Origin of the sequence: Chitinophaga sp. CCNWYY40, from assembly GCF_037483205.1 — a bacterium.
Taxonomy (GTDB): Bacteria; Bacteroidota; Bacteroidia; order Chitinophagales; family Chitinophagaceae; genus Chitinophaga; species Chitinophaga ginsengisegetis.
Genome location: NZ_JBBHLF010000005.1, coordinates 71,658 through 92,591 on the forward strand (window position 1 = coordinate 71,658; position 20,934 = coordinate 92,591).

Annotated in this window: 19 protein-coding genes; 11 read left to right on the forward strand and 8 right to left on the reverse strand. The window is 45.6% G+C overall.

What is annotated here, in order from left to right:
• Window positions 1-108: 108 nt before the first annotated feature.
• Window positions 109-2,505, forward strand: coding sequence for a penicillin-binding protein 1C (gene pbpC, locus V7S65_RS19245; protein WP_336387878.1), 2,397 nt, complete (start codon window positions 109-111; stop codon window positions 2,503-2,505).
• 119 nt (window positions 2,506-2,624) lie between these two features.
• Here the strand turns inward: pbpC and V7S65_RS19250 are convergent, their stop codons facing one another.
• From V7S65_RS19250 to V7S65_RS19260, 3 genes are read right to left on the reverse strand one after another with little or no spacing between them, the layout of a single operon-like run.
• The gene (locus V7S65_RS19250) at window positions 2,625-3,881 is read right to left on the reverse strand and encodes a replication-associated recombination protein A (protein WP_079469685.1); all 1,257 of its coding nucleotides are present in this window, start codon (window positions 3,879-3,881) and stop codon (window positions 2,625-2,627) included.
• A 15-nt stretch (window positions 3,882-3,896) separates the two neighbouring features.
• Complete coding sequence (locus V7S65_RS19255; protein ID WP_336387877.1) at window positions 3,897-4,328, reverse strand: group III truncated hemoglobin; 432 nt, start codon at window positions 4,326-4,328, stop codon at window positions 3,897-3,899.
• A gap of 11 nt (window positions 4,329-4,339) precedes the next feature.
• Window positions 4,340-4,846, reverse strand: coding sequence for a hypothetical protein (locus V7S65_RS19260; protein ID WP_133256111.1), 507 nt, complete (start codon window positions 4,844-4,846; stop codon window positions 4,340-4,342).
• A gap of 158 nt (window positions 4,847-5,004) precedes the next feature.
• Between V7S65_RS19260 and V7S65_RS19265 the strand changes: the two genes are divergently transcribed.
• Complete coding sequence (locus V7S65_RS19265) at window positions 5,005-7,065, forward strand: M13 family metallopeptidase (protein WP_336387876.1); 2,061 nt, start codon at window positions 5,005-5,007, stop codon at window positions 7,063-7,065.
• Window positions 7,066-7,184: 119 nt separating this feature from the next.
• Window positions 7,185-7,466 (forward strand): YHS domain-containing protein, encoded by a 282-nt coding sequence (locus tag V7S65_RS19270; RefSeq protein ID WP_336387875.1) that lies wholly within the window; start codon window positions 7,185-7,187, stop codon window positions 7,464-7,466.
• Window positions 7,467-7,538: 72 nt separating this feature from the next.
• Here V7S65_RS19270 and V7S65_RS19275 read toward each other — a convergent pair whose 3' ends face one another.
• From V7S65_RS19275 to V7S65_RS19290, 4 genes are all read right to left on the reverse strand, one after another.
• Window positions 7,539-8,960 (reverse strand): hypothetical protein, encoded by a 1,422-nt coding sequence (locus V7S65_RS19275; RefSeq protein WP_336387874.1) that lies wholly within the window; start codon window positions 8,958-8,960, stop codon window positions 7,539-7,541.
• Window positions 8,961-9,027: 67 nt separating this feature from the next.
• Complete coding sequence (locus V7S65_RS19280; protein ID WP_336387873.1) at window positions 9,028-11,820, reverse strand: TonB-dependent receptor; 2,793 nt, start codon at window positions 11,818-11,820, stop codon at window positions 9,028-9,030.
• 207 nt (window positions 11,821-12,027) lie between these two features.
• Window positions 12,028-12,429 (reverse strand): hypothetical protein, encoded by a 402-nt coding sequence (locus tag V7S65_RS19285; protein WP_079469692.1) that lies wholly within the window; start codon window positions 12,427-12,429, stop codon window positions 12,028-12,030.
• A gap of 178 nt (window positions 12,430-12,607) precedes the next feature.
• Window positions 12,608-13,438 (reverse strand): UDP-2,3-diacylglucosamine diphosphatase, encoded by an 831-nt coding sequence (locus V7S65_RS19290; RefSeq protein WP_079469693.1) that lies wholly within the window; start codon window positions 13,436-13,438, stop codon window positions 12,608-12,610.
• Between the two features lie 182 nt (window positions 13,439-13,620).
• On the opposite strand from V7S65_RS19290, the gene V7S65_RS19295 reads away from it, so the two are divergent.
• The 8 genes from V7S65_RS19295 to V7S65_RS19330 all read left to right on the forward strand — a co-directional run bounded on the left by V7S65_RS19295 (window position 13,621) and on the right by V7S65_RS19330 (window position 20,537).
• Window positions 13,621-14,271, forward strand: coding sequence for a DUF47 domain-containing protein (locus V7S65_RS19295; RefSeq protein ID WP_079469694.1), 651 nt, complete (start codon window positions 13,621-13,623; stop codon window positions 14,269-14,271).
• 42 nt (window positions 14,272-14,313) lie between these two features.
• Window positions 14,314-15,318: an inorganic phosphate transporter gene (locus V7S65_RS19300; protein ID WP_079469695.1), complete on the forward strand. Its 1,005-nt coding sequence runs from the start codon at window positions 14,314-14,316 to the stop codon at window positions 15,316-15,318.
• Window positions 15,319-15,473: 155 nt separating this feature from the next.
• A complete protein-coding gene (rfbA, locus tag V7S65_RS19305; RefSeq protein ID WP_111576964.1) occupies window positions 15,474-16,346 on the forward strand; it encodes a glucose-1-phosphate thymidylyltransferase RfbA in 873 nt (290 codons plus the stop codon).
• Between the two features lie 30 nt (window positions 16,347-16,376).
• Window positions 16,377-17,405: a UDP-glucose 4-epimerase GalE gene (galE, locus tag V7S65_RS19310; RefSeq protein ID WP_079469697.1), complete on the forward strand. Its 1,029-nt coding sequence runs from the start codon at window positions 16,377-16,379 to the stop codon at window positions 17,403-17,405.
• Between the two features lie 52 nt (window positions 17,406-17,457).
• Complete coding sequence (locus tag V7S65_RS19315; protein WP_111576965.1) at window positions 17,458-18,423, forward strand: transketolase family protein; 966 nt, start codon at window positions 17,458-17,460, stop codon at window positions 18,421-18,423.
• Window positions 18,424-18,663: 240 nt separating this feature from the next.
• Entirely contained in the window at window positions 18,664-19,215 is a 552-nt protein-coding gene (locus V7S65_RS19320; protein WP_079469699.1) for an RNA polymerase sigma factor, read from the forward strand.
• Between the two features lie 141 nt (window positions 19,216-19,356).
• Window positions 19,357-20,052, forward strand: coding sequence for a hypothetical protein (locus tag V7S65_RS19325; protein WP_336387872.1), 696 nt, complete (start codon window positions 19,357-19,359; stop codon window positions 20,050-20,052).
• A 29-nt stretch (window positions 20,053-20,081) separates the two neighbouring features.
• Window positions 20,082-20,537, forward strand: coding sequence for a hypothetical protein (locus V7S65_RS19330; RefSeq protein ID WP_133256113.1), 456 nt, complete (start codon window positions 20,082-20,084; stop codon window positions 20,535-20,537).
• Between the two features lie 31 nt (window positions 20,538-20,568).
• Here V7S65_RS19330 and V7S65_RS19335 read toward each other — a convergent pair whose 3' ends face one another.
• Window positions 20,569-20,916 carry a nuclear transport factor 2 family protein gene (locus V7S65_RS19335; RefSeq protein WP_111576967.1) on the reverse strand — a complete coding sequence of 116 codons (348 nt, stop codon included), beginning with the start codon at window positions 20,914-20,916 and terminating at the stop codon, window positions 20,569-20,571.
• Window positions 20,917-20,934 lie beyond the last annotated feature (18 nt).

The window sequence follows — 20,934 nt, forward strand, 5'->3', positions numbered from 1 at the left end:
TACACAATCCTTATTCATTTTATTCATTGATCGCGCCATGATTAATATGTGTATGAACAGCTCAAAACAATAAGTTAAACCTATCTTTGAACGCGCATAAAAAAAGTAATGAAGTTCGATACCCTTAAACAATGGTGCATCAAAAAAAAGTGGTGGCTCGCTGCCACAGCTGTTGTGCTCATTGCCTATTATTTTTGTTTACCCAAACAACTCTTTACCAGCCCCACTTCCTATGTGTTGGAAGATAGCAACGGCGATCTGCTGAATGCCAGCATCGCACCGGATGGACAGTGGCGGTTTCCGTACAATGCGCATGTACCGGATAAATTTGAAAAGTGTATCGTTGCCTATGAAGACAAACGTTTTTATTATCACTGGGGCATAGATCCCATCGCTATAGGCCGGGCCGTTAACCAAAACGCCCGCGGTAGAAAAGTAGTAAGCGGTGGCAGCACTCTCACCATGCAGGTGATACGCCTGTCGCGCAATCAGCCCCGTAATATCTGGCAGAAAATGATGGAGGCGGTGTTGGCTACCAGGCTGGAATTTGCAGCTTCTAAAAAGAAGATTATCGCTTTATATGCTGCCAACGCTCCTTTCGGAGGCAACGTAGTAGGACTGGAAGCTGCCGCCTGGCGATACTATGGCCGCAAAGCAGATTTGTTGTCGTGGGGCGAAATGGCTGCACTGGCCGTATTACCTAATAGCCCGGCGCTGGTACATCCCGGCCGTAACAGGGTAACGTTACTGAATAAACGAAATCAGCTGCTGAATAAATTGTACCGTCAGCATACCATCGATAGCATTACCTGCCAACTGGCAAAAATGGAGCCTCTGCCGGATCAGCCGTTGCCATTGCCGCAGGAAGCGCCACACCTGCTGGATCTGTTCCGCCGCGACTATCAGCAACAAAAAACAGACGAACCTACCCGCATCAAAACAACCCTGCAGGCCGATCTGCAACATAATGCCACTGCCATCGCCGAACGTTATCACAATGCTTATAAGGCCAACGGCATCAACAACGCCGCAGTGCTGGTACTCGACGTAGAAACCGGTAATACCCTTGCCTACGTAGGAAACATTTATCACCCTTCAGACCCGGAGCTGGAAAGTCATGTAGATATTGTACAGGCGAGAAGAAGTCCCGGTAGTACATTGAAGCCCATACTCTATGCTGCCATGCTCAATGATGGCCTGATATTGCCCAATACGCTGATTCCTGATATTCCCACACAGATAGCCGGTTATTCGCCGCAAAATTTCGACCTGGGTTACGATGGCGCAGTACCGGCCTCCCGTGCGCTGGCCAGATCTCTCAATATCCCGGCTGTGCGCATGCTGCAGCAATACCGCTACGAACGGTTTCATTCCCTGCTGCAGAAAATGGGAATCACCACGCTGAACAAACCGGCCGATCATTATGGTTTATCACTGATCCTTGGGGGAGGCGAAACCACTCTATGGGAAATGTGCGGCATGTACGCCAGCATGGCCCGCACACTGATACACATGGATCAGTACAAAGGCAAATACGATATGGATGACATTCATCCTCCCAATTACCGGCTCAATATCCAACACCCATCGAAATATGGATTGAGTAAAGATGGACTGCTGGATGCAGGCTCCATCTGGTACGCCTTTCAGGCGATGACCGAAGTAATGCGCCCCGGCGAAGAATTGCTGTGGCAGCAATTCTCTTCTTCACAGCGCATCGCCTGGAAAACAGGCACCAGCTTCGGCTTCCGCGATGGATGGGCCATTGGCGTAACACCACAGTATGTAGTAGGCGTATGGGTAGGAAACGCAGACGGAGAAGGCCGCCCCGGCCTGATAGGCGTATCCACTGCAGCCCCCATCCTGTTTGATGTATTCCGGTTACTGCATACCAGCGGCTGGTTTAACACGCCCTATCAACAACTGAAAAAAATTGAAGTATGCCGCAAAAGCGGATTCCGCGCCGGCGAACTATGTGATGAAAAGGATTCTATTTATGTACCGGCAGCCGGCATCAGGGCAGGCGTGTGTCCGTACCATCAGTTGGTTCATCTCGACAGAACCGGCCAGTGGCGCGTAACGGAAGCCTGCGAATCCCCCTCGCTCATGCAACATAAATCGTGGTTTGTATTGCCGCCTTCACAGGAGTACTACTACCGCAGCAAAAACTACTATCAGCAGCTGCCACCCTACAAGCCGGATTGCCTGGCATCACTGGGGCAGGATAAAGCACCTATAGAACTGATTTATCCAAGACCAGGCGCACGTATATTCGTTCCCGTTGAAATCGACGGAAAGCCCGGGCAAACGATCTTTACCGCCACCCACCGCAACAATGCCACTAAAATATTCTGGCACCTGGATAACAACTTTATAGGCGCTACCACTGAGTTTCATCAAATGGCACTACACCCGGCAGCCGGTAAACATATTATTACACTGGTTGATGAAAACGGCGAGAGGATAGAACAATCATTTGAAATTTTAGATAAAGAGAGAGAATAAAGGAAAAATGCAGCTTATCCCCGCCAGCAGTAAGTTATTATTTCAAAAAAGGCGTTTTGCATTTCAAATAAAAAAGTTAAACGGCCGGTTCAAAATTGTTGAACCGGCCGTTTTTATTCTTAATAATTATATTTCTCCTTCCACAAACTTTTCAGGTAATTCCTCAGCTCATTTTCACGTGGGTTATTTCCCGGATCATAAAACTTCGTTCCTTTAATAGCGTCCGGCAGAAACTCCTGTATCACAAAATTATTTTCATAACTATGTGCATACGCATATCCTTTGCCATAGTCCATTTCCTTCATCAATTTCGTAGGGGCGTTCCTGATATGCAAAGGTACCGGCAGATCACCGGTTTTAGCTACCACCGACTGCGCCGCGCTGATAGCGGCAACGGCTGCATTGCTTTTAGCTGAAGCAGCCAGGTAGGTAACGCATTGCGACAGGATAATCCTCGATTCAGGAAAGCCTATCAGGTTTACCGCCTGGAAACAACTGGTGGCCAGCAATTGCGCATTGGGATTGGCGTTGCCGATGTCTTCCGAAGCCAGGATCACCAATCTGCGGGCAATAAATTTCACGTCTTCACCACCGTCGATCATCCTGGCGAGATAGTACAATGCCGCATTGGGATCACTTCCCCGGATGGACTTAATAAACGCGGAAATAATGTCGTAATGCTGCTCTCCTTTTTTATCGTATATGGCTACCCGTTGCTGGGCGATGTCCATTACTTTTTTGTCTGTAATCACAATCGGATCTTCCCGTAAAGTGGTTACTACCAGCTCAAAAAGATTAAGCAATTTACGGGCATCTCCGCCGGAGATGTTAAACAGCGCACTGGTTTCCTTGATTTCAATATGTTTGCTGCGCAGCCACTCGTCCCGTTCCATTGCCTGTTGCAATAGCTGCATCAGCTGATCGTTGCCGAGAGGTTTCAGCACATACACCTGGCTGCGGGATAACACCGCCGCATTCACTTCAAAAGATGGATTCTCGGTAGTGGCGCCGATAAGGGTGATGATCCCTTTTTCCACAGCACCCAGCAGGGCATCCTGCTGCGATTTATTAAACCGGTGGATCTCATCAATGAACAACACCGCGTGTTGCTGCCGCCTTGCCATCTCTATCACTTCCCTCACTTCCTTTACTCCCGCCGATATAGCACTGAGTGTGTAAAAAGGAACCTGTAATGTATGTGCAATAATGTTGGCAATAGTTGTTTTTCCAACACCGGGAGGACCCCACAAAATCATGGAAGGGATCATTCCCTGCTCTATCGCTTTTCTTAAAATACTGTCCTTGCCGGTAAGATGTTCCTGCCCCACCAGTTCATCCAACGTTACCGGTCTTAGCCGCTCCGCTAATGGTTGCATACTACACTTATTGGTTTATTGTTTATTGCCCGGGTTAACGAGCGGAATTTGTTTGTCTGAATCAGGACGGTTGACCTGGTTCATTTTAAACGACATGATCCCTTTTACAGACCGGGCGCGGGTAACCGCCAGTGCGGCTTTCTCTCCTGTAAAATTTTCAGCTACAGTGGCCTCAAACAGTTGCAGCCAGCGGTCAAAATAGGCAGGCTCCAATGGAATCAGCTTGTTCAGCTTAAAATGAGGATCCATCACATTCCCTTTATAATTGCCACCGTCCAGCAACAGTCCTTCCCAAAAATTATACATGATGGGCAGGTGATGTGGCCAGTCGACCTTCGCCACATCATTAAAAATAAAGCCGATCACATCATCTGTCTTTACTTTATCATAAAAACTGTCTACCAGTAATATGATATCATTTCTGTTGGCTATCTCCCGCTTTTCCATAACTCCGTTTTTTATTCTTCCTTTTCTTCGTTCCTGCCGCTCTGTAACTGCAGCCACTGGCGGAGGTAACGGAACGACAGTACAATATTCAACGTAAACAAACTGCCCATCACCAGCAGGAACACACCTATTGGCGCTACCAGCGTTTGCTTAACCGCTGCCTGTTGATCTGCCGGTAAATTATCAATCTCCGCTTTCATCTGCTCCGGCGTAACCAGCAAAATGGTTAACCCCGACAAAATGAGCAGGATAGAAAATATCAGTCCTACCGTACCCATAAACCGCATGCCTCCCGGTGTGCTCTCCTTCAGGGGAATTTCCGGCAATAGCAGGCTCCGCTGAAGATATAATGATAAAACGCTATGGATAAAACAGGCGCCCATCGAAAGCAGGGATACAATTGATCCAAAGTTCGTACCCAGAAAAAGTACGCTGGACAAGAGCATGAACGTGAAAATGCCGGATATCATCAATACTATAGCCGTGGTAACCCTGTACAATTTAAACCTGAAATCCATTTATATGTTAATTTACGTAACACAAACCTACCTAATTATTCAGAGATTCCGGGATTTGATCAACAACAGCCATCACAGCGGGGATTGCCGTTCATAAAAAACCCTTCATGCAACCTGACCCGTTTTCCATAACTTAGAATACTAAACCTGTTTTAAATATGAACAAAACCAATGCGGTAAAACTACCGTTGCTGGCTGCCATCGTTACACTCGCAGCCTGCAATTCAAACAGTTCCTCGCAGCAGGCGGAAACGGCCGACACCACCAAGGTGCCCGCTTTTAACCTGGCTGATATCGATTCTTCCTACAAAGCCTGTGATGATTTTGACAATTATGTAAATGGTAACTGGAAAAAAAACAACCCCATCCCTTCTACAGAAAGCCGCTGGGGAGCGTTTAACGTGCTAGATAAAGAAAACAAGGAAGTTCGCCTTAAAGGGATCATTGCTGAAATCACCAGCAAAACAGACCTGAAAAAAGGTACAGAAGAACAACAGATCGCTGACTACTACTCTTCTTTCCTGGATACCGCTACCATCGAACAACGTGGCATCACCCCGCTGCAACCTTATCTGGATAAGATTGCAGCCGTTAAAACACTCGCCGACTGGGCCAGCGTAACCGGTGAACTCCAGAAAATCGGGGTATCTACCTTTACCGGTTTTGGCGCAGAAGCAGATGCCAAAAACAGTAAAATGAATATCCTATACCAGGGACAGGACGGCCTGAGCCTCGGTGAAAAAAGCTACTACGAAAGACAGGATTCCGCTACCAAAAATGTACGCAGCGAATTTGTTAGTCACGTTGATAAAATGTTTAAACTGGCAGGTTTCCCTGAAGCCAACGCGGGAAAAACAATCCTCGACTTTGAAACCAAACTCGCCGCTATTCAACTGAGCAATGTAGAACTCCGCGATCCCGTTAAAACCTATAACAGGGCCGCATTCTCAGAACTGAAAACACTGGCGCCTGATTTCGATTGGGAAAACTTTGCCGCTAAACAGGATATCAAAACCGATACCCTCGTACTCCAGAACAAAGCCTATCTCACCAAAGCCAACGCGCTCCTGAAAGCTACTCCGCTGGAAACACTGAAAACATATTCCAAATGGCAGCTGCTCGGCCAGTTCGCCGGTTATTTACCATCTACCTTTGATAATGAAAACTTCCATTTCTACGGTACAATAATGACAGGTAAAAAATCGCAGAAAACCCGCGCAGAACGTGCTATCCGCTCTACCGACGGGAAAATGGGCATGCCGCTGGGTAAACTGTTTGCCAAAAAATATTTCCCGGAAAGCAGCAAACAGAAAGTATCCGAGATGATCGAAAATGTGCGTAAAGTATATGGCGAAAGAATCGATAAACTCACCTGGATGGGCGATTCTACCAAACAAATGGCACACAAAAAACTCGCTTCCTTTACCTATAAAATCGGTTACCCCGACAAATGGAAAGACTACTCTTCCATCAATATAGAAAAAGGGAAACTGGTGGAAAATGTAATAGCAGCAAGCTTATACGTACACAAAGAGAGTGTTGATAAAATAGGTAAACCGGTAGATAAAAGCGAATGGGGTATGACACCTCAAACGGTAAACGCATACTACAACCCGTTAAACAACGAAGTAGTATTCCCTGCAGGTATCCTCCAGCCGCCTTTCTACAACCCTAATGCAGACGACGCCATCAACTACGGTGGTATCATTGCCGTTATCGGCCACGAATTTACCCACGGCTTCGACGACCAGGGTTCACAGTTCGATGCAGACGGTAACCTGAAAAACTGGTGGACAGAAGCCGACCGTAAGAACTTCGATAAACTGACCAAACGTTATATCGACTACTTCAGCGGCCTTGAAGCACTGCCTGGTTTCAAAATCAACGGCGCCTTAACCATCGGTGAAAACGTAGCCGACCTGGGTGGTTTAACACTGGCCTATCACGCACTGGTAAAATCGTTTGAAGGTAAAGGTGAACCCAAACCTATCGATGGATTTACCTGGCAGCAGCGTTTCTTCCTGGGCTGGGCACAGGTATGGCATGGCAACATCACAGATGCCGCCCTGCGCAACCAGATCCAGACAGATCCTCACTCGCCGGCAAAATTCCGTATCAACGGACCGCTGCCTCACCTGGCTGAATTCCAGGCTGCATGGGGCTGCACTCCCGGAAGTAAAATGGTATTGCCGGAAACAGAACGTGTAGTGATCTGGTAATAATTACCCGGCAACTATTATATAGCATTACGGATTTGTTGGAAGAAGTGTGACAAGCTCACCATCTCCCCGCAAATCCGTAATTCTTTTTTATCAATACCTTCGTTAAAAAAATACGTATGAAATACATATTCATAACCTGTAGCACCTTATTCCTGTTTGCCTGTGCGCAAAAGCAAGCCCCTGCTGAAAATACCGGCACTCCTGCACCTGCCGCTGCTGAAACGCCGGCGGTAGTGGCCAGCAATAAGCTTCCGGACCCTGTTTGCGAAATGCCCTATGATACCAGTTATAAAGAATGGGCTGTGTATAAAACAGATACCCTGCATTTCTGCTCAACTACCTGCAAAGGCGTATTTGAAAAAGCGCCGGAAAAATATATGGCCAAACTCGGCAAATAGTATATAAAAAATAGCCGCCTGGGTAAAAACCCGGGCGGCCTAAGATTACAGTTTATGAAATTTAAATAAATACTATTTATCTGCAAATTTAGTCCAGCCTTTGAACCAGGTATCGCCTGCTGCTGCTGCACCTACATAGGTAGTGGTAGTAAATGCGCCACCACCTAATTTTGCGCTGGTGAAATCCGCACCAGCCAGCAGTGGAGAACCAGCTGCAGGGGTTGGATCAAAAGTGGTATAACCTGTGTTGGTCAGTTTCACATCAGCAACGGCTGCCAGTGTTTTATTGGCAAATGCTGCAGTGCTGAACCAGTTCAGGGAATTAAATGTTGCAGTACCAGGAGCTACCACCAGTGGGCTACCCGCAATGGTGTTATTCTTATACTCCAGTGCATTGGAAGTAGCACTTGCTTCTGTCAGCGCGCCATCCAGGAACAAACCAACAGGCCAGCCTACAAATACAGAGTTGAAGATAGAAATTTTACTGTTCCTTCTGATATGCGCACCTCTTTTGTAAGGAGCTGCAGTAGCGGCCGGAGCAGCGTTAGCGTAAGGTCCAACAACTGTTATATTGCTGAAAGTAGCAGAAGTCTGCGGCGTTTTGGTAGTACCATCTGCATCGTTGTCAGATTCAAAACCATTGGAAGCGCCACTCGGACCGAAATCAGCAACGGCTGCATCACGCAGTACCAGGCCAAACTGGATCTTTCCGGAGAAACCGTTATCAGTATCAAAATCATCATCAGTACCGCGATAAGCGATCAGGTGTTTACAATTTACAGTACCACCAAACCACTCAAAGGAATCATCACCGGAGTGACTTACCTGAACATAATCAACAGTAGTTCCGGAACCAACGCTACCAAAAGTAATACCGTTGATTTCATCATTTACTGCGAAAGCAATACCCGGATATTCTACTCTTACATATTTCAGAATACCGGAATTATCATCGGCTTTGGTACCACCATGTAAACCGTAACCGGTAGCAGTTTCATTTACACCACCTTCAATGGCCTGTAAGCCGGCAATACCGTCTTTTGCACCATTGTTTGGCGCATTACCCAGCAGGATAATACCACCCCAGTCGCCACTGTTAGGAGTAGCCTGGCTGGATGTAAATACAATCGGAGCGGCAGCAGTACCCTGTGCATCAATTTTACCATTCCTGGTAATGATCAGCGCACCTTTATTCGGAGATTTAGATCCTTTAATGGTAACACCTGGTTCTATTTTGATAGTTGCACCGTTCAATACAAAAGTGAAATCAGTCAGCAGGTAAGTTTTACCTGTTTTCAAAACAGTATTGGAAGTAATCTGCTTTGGCAGTGTTTCAGGAGACTCCTTAAATTCACTGTTATCGCTGGTTCTTTCAATAGTGGCCTTAGTCATGTCTACTGGCTGGGCCGGTGGCGGAGTTGTAGGATCGTCGTCTTTGCCGCAGGATGATATAATCACAGCCAAAAACATTACAGGAAACAGAATTTTTTTCATGTCAGATGGATTGAAATTAAATGCAATTTTTTAAAATCTACTATTCCTATTATTACTCCTCTCTTTATCAGAATTTATAAGAGAAAGAAAGATTTACATTGGTACCGCCTTTGGTACTTATTCTGAGAAAGTCTGATGTTTTATCATACCTGCCGTTGTCATCATTATCCTGGTAAAAATTGGCAGACTGATTCAGGATATCACTTACCGTCAGCTTGATTTCTCCCTTACGGAAAACCTTCTGCGATACCATGAAGTCCAGTAATGATCTTGGCGCTTCATATACATCCGGTTCGGTGTCATTTCCAACAATGAAAATCCTTCTGCCGATGCGGTTAAACAATACATTGGCAACAGTACCGGTCGATTCCTTTTCAAACTGTAATCCTACGTTGATCACATACGGGGATTGTCCCTGCATAGGCCGTGCTTTCAGCACTTTATCTTTCTCAAAAGAAACTTTATTATAGATGTAGGCAACATTGGAAAACACAGTGAATGAATGCCAGAACCCTGCATTATCAGGATTCAGAAAATCGAGGTTCTTTCTGAACTCTACTTCGGCGCCTGCACTATTGGCTTTAGGCGCATTCAGGTAGGTTAAACCTACAGAACCCGCACCGCTGTTATAAAATCTTTCTATAGGAGATTCAAAGTGTTTGTAGAAACCGGCAATGGTTAATACTTCACCCGAACGGGGATACAACTCATAGCGCAGATCCACATTGGTCACTTTACTTCTCTTCAGGTTAGAGTTACCGGATTCGGTAGCCATCAGGTCAAAGTTGTAGAAGGCAAACGGCGCCTGCTCACGAAACTCGGGCCGGATAACGGTTTGAGAGGCGCTGAAGCGGATATTTGTTTTTGCATTCAGCAGGTAAGTCAGGTTCAGGGAAGGTAATATATCCGTTACCGTAGTTTTATTATTCTGTGGTCCGTTCTGATTGTATTTAATCGACTGGTCAAAGTTCTCCACTCTCACACCCCATACCAGGCGCCATTTCTCATAAATATTGTTATCAAACTGCAGGTAGCCTGCATTGAGTAAAGCATTGGCACCGTAAGCATCCGGCGTGTTGGTGATTTCATCCATCCGCAATAACCGGTCGGTAAAGTTTTCCGGTGCAAATAATTTATCAGGAGATAAACGTACCAGGTCATGTGCATAAGGATCGCCGGCGTCAAAAAGCGTGTAACCCAGTGCCCGCGGGGTAAAGCCACGTTCCTTACTCTGGATCAGGTAACCCATCTTGATCTGCTGTTGCTTACCACCGATTTTCACAAACCGGCTCAGGTCCAGGATGCCACCGTAAATATTGTCATTCAGTTTGGAATAGAAACGGCCGGAACCGGTGAGGGTAGCCGAACCACCGGAAGATATATTGGCGTAATAATCATTCTTACCGGCAATGCTGTTATAGCCCAACCGGCGCAGATCCGGTACATCCTGCTTCATATTGGTGTAGCTGCCATTCCACCTGATCTTCACTTTTGCTTTCTCCCAGAAATGCTCGCCTGATAACTGTGAAGTATAAATGCGGTTGCTGTTGAAACCAAGTTCATAGGCGCGAACATCTGTTTCAGAAGGAATGTCGTTACCATTTCTCACGGTAGTGGCTACTGTGGAATTGATACTGTACAGGTTTTTGAAACTGATTTTATTCTTGCCAAACTGGTAGGATAAGTTAGCAAGGCCGCCCCATAATACATTCTGCGTGGATTTCTTATCGTAATAATTATAGATCCGGGATCCGTCATTATCAAAGTCGGTACGGTAAGTATCGAAATTACGGTTGTTTCGGTTGTAACTCAATGACAGTACAGCGCCGAAGCGATTGCCTTCTTTTCCTTTATTGATACCACCTGCAATCTGAAAATTGGAGTTAAGCGGTGTGGTTTTGGTATTTACGCCCCAGATGTCCGGGAATGATTTGGATACAGCAATTTTATCTGCAGTTGGCAGCTGATCATAACCAGCTTTGGAAGATGGAAAAGCGGATGGCAGCTTTCTGGTTCCGTCGTCAATACCAATCCAGTCCTGGTTTCCACCTTTATAAGTGTAGAAATCCTTTCCGACAGACATGGTATTGAAACCTGTACCTGCCAATACGGTCAGGAAGTTTTCGGAAGGAATATCTTTTGTGTTCACCTGTACAAGACCGCCGGCAAATTCTGCAGGCAATTCAGGTACAGCGGCTTTATTGATCACAATGTTTTCAACAATATTGGAGGGGAACAGGTCAAAGGAAAATGTTTTACGGTCTGGTTCTGTGCTGGACAGCAGGGCGCCGTTAACGGTGGCCTGGTTGTAACGGTCGGCAAGTCCGCGTACGATGAGGTATTTTCCTTCCTGCAAAGAAGCGCCGGATACTCTTTTCAGTACTTCTCCGGTATTTCTGTCCGGTGATTTACGGATCGCTTCTGCAGATACTACCTGTGCTACGGTGTTGGTATTCTTTTGCAGGGTAAGCAGGGAGTTAATGGTTTCCTGTTTAGCGGTTCCGGTGATCACTACTTCTTTCAGGCTTTTGGAACTTCTTTCTTCCATTACAATATCCAGGTAAGTAGGTTTACCTGCATTCACCACTACTTCTGAAACTGATTTGGTCTGATATCCCATGAATTTAAACTCCAGGGTATAAGTGCCGGGGGCTACTGAAATCTGGTATCTACCTTCAACATCCGTTACCGCACCTTTGCCTGTACCGGCTACCACTACGGTTAACCCGATGATGGCTTCACCTGTTTTCTTGTCTGTCACCTTACCGGTGATTTTGGCAGGATCAACTGCGAAGGAGGCATTGGCAAAGGAACAACACACTAACAGTGCCCAGATAAGTACAGAAGAGATTCGTTTCACAATATTTTTTTAATCAGATTTTAATACGGTTTTAATCCCGTTTTAATATTTGATGGCAAAAGTATTGGCACTACATTACCGAAGTGTTAACGGGGTATTACCAGAATGTTAATTGATAAAAGGGTTTTCAGGAAGAGCGTTGATGGTAATATAAACAGAAAGTAGCCGGGTCAGCTAAGAGAATACAGGTCAGGGGAATATTATCGGTTACCACATATTTTGCTGTGGCGACTGGCGGTTATTATTCGTCAACATATCAAGGGAAATATCCAGCTGGTAGTTACGGTCGGTTTTTCTATCGGCTACGGGGCAGGCAATCTGGAATAAGTGCTGGCTTTTATTCATGAAGGGTTTGTTGTCCTTATTGCACAACTCCAGGGAAAAATTAAACCGTTCTTCCACTTCTTCCTCAAACTCCCGCAAACTCAATGTTTCGTCGATAGGAAATTCAATCAAAACATCTTCTTCAAAACCCGCGTCCTTTAATGTATCAAATGTATTGGCAAGTGAGTTACGCACATACACGGCCACATTACAAAAGAGCAAACGCTGGATCTGCATTTGCAATAGGGAGATAGTCATTAAAGGATGTAACTTCAATACTTTCATCTAGCTGTTTTTCTGGCTTATTTAAATGTGCCAATATCGTCACACTTAATTATTTCTCTGGCAAACTTAGTAGTCTACTTTTAATTTAATATTAAGCGCTTGTTATGATTTTGTGAAAATAGTATTTAAATATAAATATATTTAAAATATTAAAATGTAATAAACAGAAAGAAAAAAATCAGGAACCGGGGAAGGTAATAATACGCGTAGCGTCCCAATCGGTGAGCCCATCATCGTCATCTTCTGCCAATACAGCGCCTTTACGGGTAACGGGGTGTTGGTAAAGGGCCCATTGCTGGTTAATATATTCAAGAGAGGTGAGACTTTCTACCCAATCGCCGGAATTCAGGTAAGTGATCGTTTTATCGCCTACTTTCATTTCTTTGATCAGGGGCTGGTGGATATGACCGCAGCACACTACATCAAACTCCTTGTCTGCCGCTATTTCAGCAACGGTTTGTTCAAAATCGGAAATAAACTTCACGGCCGACTTTACCCCTTGTTTTACTTTTTTGGAGAAAGACATCTTTTCCCTCCCCATGCTTTCCAGTACATGATTTACCAGCCGGTTGAGGATAATCAGCAGATCGTATCCCTTGCCACCGAGTTTGGCCAGCCACTTGGAGTTTTTCATGGTCACATCGTACACGTCGCCATGAAAGAACCAGTGCCTTTTGCCATCTACCTCCAGCACCAGCTTATTATCGATCGTAAAGTTGCCCAGTTCAAACCCTGCGTATTTACGAAGGGCCTCGTCGTGATTACCTGTCAGATAATACACCTCGGTGCCTTTGCCGATCATCTTCAGGATTTTCCGGATCACTTTGGTATGGGCCTTTGGGAAATAGCGTTTGCTGAATTGCCAGATATCGATAATATCCCCATTCAGCACCAATATCCGCGGGTCGATACTATCCAGGTACTGAATCAGCTCTTTGGCGTGACAACCGTAAATTCCCAGATGAACATCTGAAATTACAGCTATATCTAATGGGCGTTTATCCGACATTATAGGTTTGTATGTACAGGTTGTAGGCAGCCTGTTTATGAGTATAATTTTCTATGCAAAGGAAAAATCGCTATATTACTTTTATATTAATCCAGTGTTAAGGAATTATTAATTCACGTTTTTTACTGGCTGGGATAGATTCTGAAAGCTATTTTTGCGGCAAATTTTATAAACTCAAACGTATGGGAGGCTTCAATTCTTTTGTTAAACTATTCATGCCGAAAGACCGGGTATTTTATTCTTTGTTTGAAGATGTAGCTTCCAATCTGGTAGAAATGGCGACTGTGCTCAACGAGCTGGTAGCCACCACAGATCTGGCCGTGAGAAAGGATAAGGTACACCTGATAGAACGCCTGGAACACAAAAACGACGATTACACACACCGCATATTTGTAGAGCTCGGACAGAACTTTATCACCCCGTTTGACCGTGAAGACATTCACTACCTGGCGGCAACACTGGACGATGTGGCAGATTACATCCACGGTTCTGCCAAAAGAATGGATCTCTATAAAGTACACTACATCAACGATAGCATCCGCAAACTGGCGGAACTGATCCACCTGGGTGTACTGGAACTTGCCAAAGCAATCCCCGAACTGCGTAATATGCAGAATATGCGCATCATTACGGATGCCTGCGTAAAGATCAACAGCCTGGAAAACCATGCTGATGACATCTACGACATGGCTATCGCCGACCTGTTTGACACAGAGCAGAACGCGGCAGAACTGATTAAAATGCGTGAAATCTACCAGGCCCTGGAAATCGCTACCGATAAATGCGAGGACTGCGCCAACGTAATAGAAACCATTATTATCAAGTACTCCTGATAAAGGGGAATACAGTTCTGAACGCATAATTCTCCTGATGTCATGACTTTACTAGTAATTATTATCATACTGGCATTCATTTTCGACTATATCAATGGTTTCCATGATGCCGCCAACTCTATCGCCACTATTGTGTCGACCAAGGTACTTACCCCTTTCCAGGCAGTACTCTGGGCCGCAGTATTCAACTTTGTGGCCTTTTTTGTTGCCAAATATTACATCGGTGAATTTAAAGTAGCGAATTCCGTTGCCAACTCGGTATTTGAACAGTTTATCACGCTGAAAGTAATCCTTTGCGGCCTGGTGGCTGCTATTACCTGGAACCTCTTCACGTGGTGGCTGGGGATTCCTTCCAGCTCCTCGCATACCCTGATAGGCGGTTTCATTGGTGCGGCTGTAACGGCCTCCGGTGGCAATATTGATGTAATTAATTTCCACAAAGTATTACCCACCGTGTATTTTATTGTACTGGCACCCCTCATAGGTATGGTGGTGGCCTTTATTATAACACTCATCATTGTAAATGTCTGCCGTAAGGCAAATCCATACCGGGCAGAAAGCTGGTTCAAACGCCTGCAGCTGGCCTCTTCCGCGGCATTGAGCCTCGGTCACGGTAGTAACGATGCCCAAAAGGTAATGGGTATCATCTCCGCCGCGATGGTGTCTGCCGGTTATATCGGCAGTCTCAAGGAAATGCCGGATTGGGTACCGCTTGCCTGCTTTACCTGTATTGCACTCGGAACCATGAGCGGTGGCTGGAAAATCGTAAAAACAATGGGAACGCGTATCACCAAAGTAACCCCACTCGAAGGTGTGGCTGCTGAAACCTCCGGCGCCATTACCCTCTTCCTCACGGAACATCTGGGTATTCCCGCCAGTACCACCCACGTTATTACGGGTGCTATTATGGGGGTAGGTGCTACCAAAAGGTTATCCGCCGTTCGTTGGGGCGTTACCGTATCCCTGCTGTGGGCCTGGGTTTTAACCATCCCCATCAGTGGATTACTGGCTGCATTCACCTATTTCATCGTAAATCTGTTCATTTAAAAAAGTGAACCGGCACATACTTTGAAAAGCTCTCCGCAACCTCCGGAGAGCTTTTTTTATAAAAAAAAGATGCCAATTGAAAGAGAGCCGCTATTTTTGTGCGGTTTTCCTAATCGGAAAGTTGAGTTAGTGACCATCAAAAATTGATCTTGCAAATGAAAGGAATTATCCTGGCCGGCGGCTCCGGCACCCGCCTACACCCCATTACGTTTGCTATCAGCAAACAGATAATGCCGGTGTATGATAAACCAATGATCTATTACCCGCTGTCTACCCTGATGCTGGCGGGCGTCAAGGATATCCTGATCATTTCCACCCCGCACGACCTGCCGGGTTTTCAACGGCTTTTCGGCAACGGACAACAACTTGGACTGAATTTAACCTACGCAGAACAACCCAATCCAAATGGTTTGGCCCAGGCTTTTGTGATCGGTGAGGAATTCATCGGTAAGGACACGGTAGCCCTGGTACTGGGTGATAACATCTTTTACGGCGCCGGACTCGGCACGCAACTGGCACATAACACCAACCCCGACGGCGGAATCGTATATGCCTACCAGGTATCCGACCCCGAAAGATATGGAGTAGTGGAATTCGGTGCAGACATGAAAGTACTGTCCATCGAGGAAAAACCCACCCAACCCAAATCCAACTTCGCGGTACCGGGACTTTATTTCTACGATAACGAAGTAGTGGAAATCGCTAAAAACCTGCAACCCAGTCCACGCGGCGAATATGAAATTACAGATGTAAATAAAGAATATTTACAGCGTGGAAAATTAAAAGTTTCTATCTTACCACGCGGAACGGCATGGCTGGATACCGGTACATTCGACTCACTGATGCAGGCATCCCAATTTGTACAGGTAATAGAACAAAGACAAGGAATCAAAGTGGCTTGTATCGAAGAAATCGCCTACCGCAAAGGATTTATTGACGCCAGCCAACTTAAAGAACTGGCCAAACCTTTGCTGAAAAGCGGCTATGGAGCTTACCTCGAAACGGTGCTCAATCAAAAAGTTTTCTGAAATATCAAATAAACGTAAATCTGAAATATCATGAAGGTTCTTGTTACGGGTGGTTGTGGCTATATAGGCGCGCATACTATTGTAGATCTGATCAATAATGGATTTGATGTAGTATCTGTAGACAGTAATATCAGGAGCAGCACCCAATTATTAGATGGTATAGAGAAAATTACCGGAAAAAAGGTACGCAATTACAAAGTAGATCTTTGTAACCTGGAAGACACCAATGCGGTATTTCATGAAAACCGGGATATCGTTGGCGTCATCCATTTTGCAGCGCTGAAAGCAGTGGGAGAATCTGTAAACGAGCCCCTGATGTACTTTCAGAATAACCTCACCTCGCTCATCAACGTGCTGAAATGCGTAAAAGAATACAATGTCCCCAACCTCGTATTCTCCTCTTCCTGCTCCGTTTATGGCAATACCAAAGCCCTGCCGGTAGTGGAAGAAACTCCGCTCGGCGAAGCTCAATCGCCATACGCACGTACCAAGCAAATGGGTGAACAAATCATCGAAGACTATAGCCGGGTAAATGAAACCAACTCTATCCTGCTTCGTTATTTTAACCCGGTAGGCGCACACCCATCCGCACTTATCGGCGAACTGCCACTGGGAAAACCAGACAACCTGGTTCCCGTAATCACCCAAACGGCTATTGGTAAAATTCCTAAAATGACCGTATTCGGCACCGATTACGATACCCGCGATGGCTCCTGCGTTCGTGACTATATCCACGTAATGGATATCGCCGCCGCTCACACTAAAGCGCTCCAATACCTCATAGAACACCGGAATTCCAGCAACTGCGAAGTGTTTAACCTCGGCACCGGCAACGGAGTAACCGTTCTGGAAGCCATCAAGGCATTCGAAAAAATTTCCGGCATCAAATTAAACTACACCACCGGCCCACGCAGGGAAGGAGATGTGATCTCTATTTACGCCAACAACAGTAAAGCAAAAGAAAAGCTGAACTGGGAACCAAAAATTGGTATCGAAGACAGTATGCGCACTGCATGGCAATGGGAAGTGAGCCTGCGCAATAAAGTGCTGAGTAACTAGGATCCTCTTTTTTTAATGATTACATTTACGCTTCAATTTTAAAAAGACCACAATGGTAAAAGATATTCAACCACTAAATGAAAAAGAAACCCGCGGTGGGTTTGGTGAGGGCATACTCGAAGTAGGTCGTAAAAACCCCAATGTAGTTGCGCTGACAGCAGATTTGCTCGGTTCTATGAAACTGAACGCTTTTATTAAAGAATTTCCTGATCGCTTTGTGCAGGTAGGTATCGCAGAAGCCAACATGATCGGCATCGCTGCCGGCTTAACCATCGGCGGTAAAATCCCCTACACCACTACTTTCGCTAACTTTTCTACCGGAAGGGTATACGACCAGATCCGTCAGTCTGTTGCCTATTCCAACAAGAACGTAAAAATATGCGCTTCCCACGCAGGACTTACCCTGGGTGAAGATGGCGCTACCCACCAGATCCTGGAAGATATCGGCATGATGAAAATGCTGCCCGGAATGACTGTAATCGTACCTTGCGATTTCAACCAAACCAAAGCAGCTACCATCGCTATCGCTGATTACGAAGGACCGGTATATCTCCGTTTCGGCCGTCCGAAATGGCCTAACTTTACCGCTGAAGACCAGAAATTTGAAGTAGGTAAAGCACAGATCCTCCACGAAGGAACAGACATCACCTTATTCGCCTGCGGTCACCTGGTTTGGATTGCCATCGAAGCCGGTAAAGTACTGGAAGAAAAAGGCTACAGCGTGGAAATCATCAACATTCACACTATTAAACCGCTGGACGAAGCAGCTGTCATTGCTTCCCTGAAGAAAACCGGTTGCGCAGTTACTGCAGAAGAACACAACGTACTCGGTGGTCTGGGCGACAGCATCGCACAGGTAGCTGCCCGTCATACGCCTGTTCCCATTGAATATGTGGGCACCAACGATACGTTCGGTGAAAGCGGTAAACCGCTGGACCTGCTGAAAAAATATGGCCTCGATGCAGATCACATCGTTGCCGCAGCAGAAAAAGCAATACAGCGTAAGAAAAAAGCATAAGCAAAGCAAATCGCCTTCGGTGATTGTCTTTTACAGAATCAGACATCAGTCTGATGATAATATTTTGGGAGATGAAAGCAGATATGCCTGCTTTCATCTCCCAAATCTTTTTTACATCAAAACGTAATCGCCGAAGGCGATCTCTCCACCCTCATTAAACTTTGCCACAATATCCGCGTCTTATGAACAGGTTTTTATTTATATTCAATGAACTAAAACCTGTTAAGAACCATTTAACCTATGGCCGTTTCACAGGACGATAAATCACTCTTGGCATTATACCGTATACCTGATACTAAGGAAAAAGGGTTTACCCTTATTATCCAAAAGTACCAGGAAAGGCTTTACTGGCATATCCGCAGGATGGTAATGGATCACGACGATGCCAACGATGTGTTGCAAAATGTTTTTATTAAAGTGTGGAAAAACCTGGAAAATTTCCGGGAAGATGCACAGCTATATACCTGGCTCTATAAAATAGCCACCAACGAAAGCCTGACTTTCCTGGAGCAGCAAAAACGTAAAACGTCCGTTTCGCTGTCGGATATAGAAACCGGCCTAAGCAACAAACTCAGGGCAGATCCGCAGTTCGATCCCAATAAACTGGAATGGAAACTGCAGCGCGCCATCCTCAGTTTACCCGATAAACAAAGGATTGTATTTAACCTGCGCTACTATGATGAAATGCCCTACGAGGAAATGAGCAAAGTGCTGGATACCTCGGAAGGCGCCCTGAAAGCCTCTTATCATCATGCTGTTAAGAAAATCGAGGAGTTCATCCGCAATGGCTGAGTATAAATTTTACAAATATTTATTTTAAGTAATTTTTAAAGAATTTTACCAAAAGATTAAAATCACATTAAACTATTAGTACCGTTTACTGTCTAAAAAACAGCAAATATGAACAGGCAGACCTACATAACAAATGAATTAATGCAAATAGCTCCAGGCACCAACTGGCCCGCAGAAGTACCATTTACGGTACCGGCAGGCTATTTTGAACACCTGCCCGCCGCTATCTTGCTGCAAATTCAGCTGGAAGATCTGCGTTCCGGGACAACCGCTGTTCCAAATCAGCCGCAAACTGTTCCTGCCGGCTATTTCGAAGGATTACCACAGGCCATCCTGCAACGGATCCAAACGGAAGAAGAAACCAGCTCCCTCACCTCCATACACGCGGAACTGGAAGCTATTTCCCCCTTCCTGGCGGCAATCCCCAAGCAGACGCCATTTACAGTACCCACCGGCTATTTTGAGTCGCTCCGGGCCAACTCCAGCCCCGTAATTCCACTGCGGGTAGCGCACCGGAACCGGACCGCCACGTGGTTGAAATGGACCGTGGCCGCCTGTCTTACCGCTTTCATCGGTAGCAGCGCCATCCTGTTCGTTATCAACAATAACAACCATCATAATACTATAGAAAGACAACTGGAAGACCTGAATGACCAGGATATCGTTAATTACCTGCAAACCCACACAGATCCCTTTGATAATGAAGCTTTCTTTGCCAGTTCCGCGGAAACAAGCCCGGTGCAAAGTCAGCTGAATGAAGCAGTTCCACTGGAAGCCATCGAAAAATACCTGCAAAGGACCGATTTATCAAAGGAAGTGTTACCTGAAAATAAATGATGAAACATTTTTACTTTATATGGATTACAATGTTTGTGCTCCTCACCCATGCCGGCGTGAGTAACGCCCAGCAAACCCCGTCCGAAAGCGCCGCAGAAAAAATAAAAGCCATACAGATCCAATACCTCTCCCAGAAATTAAACCTCACACCGGAAGAAGCCCAGAAGTTCTGGCCGGTTTATAATAATTATACCCATGAAGTGGAACAACTGATCGCAGAACGCCACCAGAAAAGAGACCAGGAAAAAATAGCTACCGACAACGCCGACGATGCCGCCCGGAGAAATATGGATAAGGAACTGAAGTACGAAAAACGAATGCTGGACATTAAATCACGCTACAGTACAGAATTCCAGCGTGTACTCCCCGGCAGAAAAGCAGGCATGGTGTTTAAAAGCGAAAGAGAATTCCGGACCATCATGGTTAACCACCTCAATACCCAACGCATGAACAGAATGGGTGGAGGCCCGAGAAGAAGACCCTGAAAGAATTACGGGGAAGCCCCCGCAATTCTCTTTATTTATAATGTGCCCTTACTTCACTCACCAGCCCTTTCTCATTAATCACCATCATCTCCGTACTTAATTTATCATTGATACTCTTATAATAAAGCACAATAGAATTCACGCCTTCCAGGATGTGATACAGCTCAAAATGCAGATCAGGATAGGCTTCCAGCCCCCTGGTGAAGTAAGCCTTTAAGTTTTCTTTCCCCCGGATACAACCCGTAGGGTCATTGTTGATTCTTTTAATTAACGGGGAATAGAAGGTAACATCATCGTCGTAGTGCGACATTATTTCGTCGAGGTTGTGTGAATTCCACGCCTGTACCCAGGCTTCACCGATGTGGATCAGATTTTCCATTGCTGTTTTTTTTCACAA

Bases quoted from the DNA above. Each gene is read 5' to 3' on its own strand.
- V7S65_RS19285 (WP_079469692.1), bottom strand. From the start codon at position 12,429: ATGAAAGTATTGAAGTTACATCCTTTAATGACTATCTCCCTATTGCAA.
- V7S65_RS19335 (WP_111576967.1), bottom strand. From the start codon at position 20,916: ATGGAAAATCTGATCCACATCGGTGAAGCCTGGGTACAGGCGTGGAAT.
- V7S65_RS19320 (WP_079469699.1), top strand. From the start codon at position 18,664: ATGGCCGTTTCACAGGACGATAAATCACTCTTGGCATTATACCGTATA.
- V7S65_RS19300 (WP_079469695.1), top strand. From the start codon at position 14,314: ATGACTTTACTAGTAATTATTATCATACTGGCATTCATTTTCGACTAT.
- V7S65_RS19270 (WP_336387875.1), top strand. From the start codon at position 7,185: ATGAAATACATATTCATAACCTGTAGCACCTTATTCCTGTTTGCCTGT.
- V7S65_RS19295 (WP_079469694.1), top strand. From the start codon at position 13,621: ATGGGAGGCTTCAATTCTTTTGTTAAACTATTCATGCCGAAAGACCGG.
- V7S65_RS19330 (WP_133256113.1), top strand. From the start codon at position 20,082: ATGTTTGTGCTCCTCACCCATGCCGGCGTGAGTAACGCCCAGCAAACC.
- V7S65_RS19255 (WP_336387877.1), bottom strand. From the start codon at position 4,328: ATGGAAAAGCGGGAGATAGCCAACAGAAATGATATCATATTACTGGTA.
- V7S65_RS19260 (WP_133256111.1), bottom strand. From the start codon at position 4,846: ATGGATTTCAGGTTTAAATTGTACAGGGTTACCACGGCTATAGTATTG.
- V7S65_RS19265 (WP_336387876.1), top strand. From the start codon at position 5,005: ATGAACAAAACCAATGCGGTAAAACTACCGTTGCTGGCTGCCATCGTT.
- pbpC (WP_336387878.1), top strand. From the start codon at position 109: ATGAAGTTCGATACCCTTAAACAATGGTGCATCAAAAAAAAGTGGTGG.
- V7S65_RS19250 (WP_079469685.1), bottom strand. From the start codon at position 3,881: ATGCAACCATTAGCGGAGCGGCTAAGACCGGTAACGTTGGATGAACTG.
- V7S65_RS19325 (WP_336387872.1), top strand. From the start codon at position 19,357: ATGCAAATAGCTCCAGGCACCAACTGGCCCGCAGAAGTACCATTTACG.
- rfbA (WP_111576964.1), top strand. From the start codon at position 15,474: ATGAAAGGAATTATCCTGGCCGGCGGCTCCGGCACCCGCCTACACCCC.
- V7S65_RS19290 (WP_079469693.1), bottom strand. From the start codon at position 13,438: ATGTCGGATAAACGCCCATTAGATATAGCTGTAATTTCAGATGTTCAT.
- galE (WP_079469697.1), top strand. From the start codon at position 16,377: ATGAAGGTTCTTGTTACGGGTGGTTGTGGCTATATAGGCGCGCATACT.
- V7S65_RS19315 (WP_111576965.1), top strand. From the start codon at position 17,458: ATGGTAAAAGATATTCAACCACTAAATGAAAAAGAAACCCGCGGTGGG.
- V7S65_RS19275 (WP_336387874.1), bottom strand. From the start codon at position 8,960: ATGAAAAAAATTCTGTTTCCTGTAATGTTTTTGGCTGTGATTATATCA.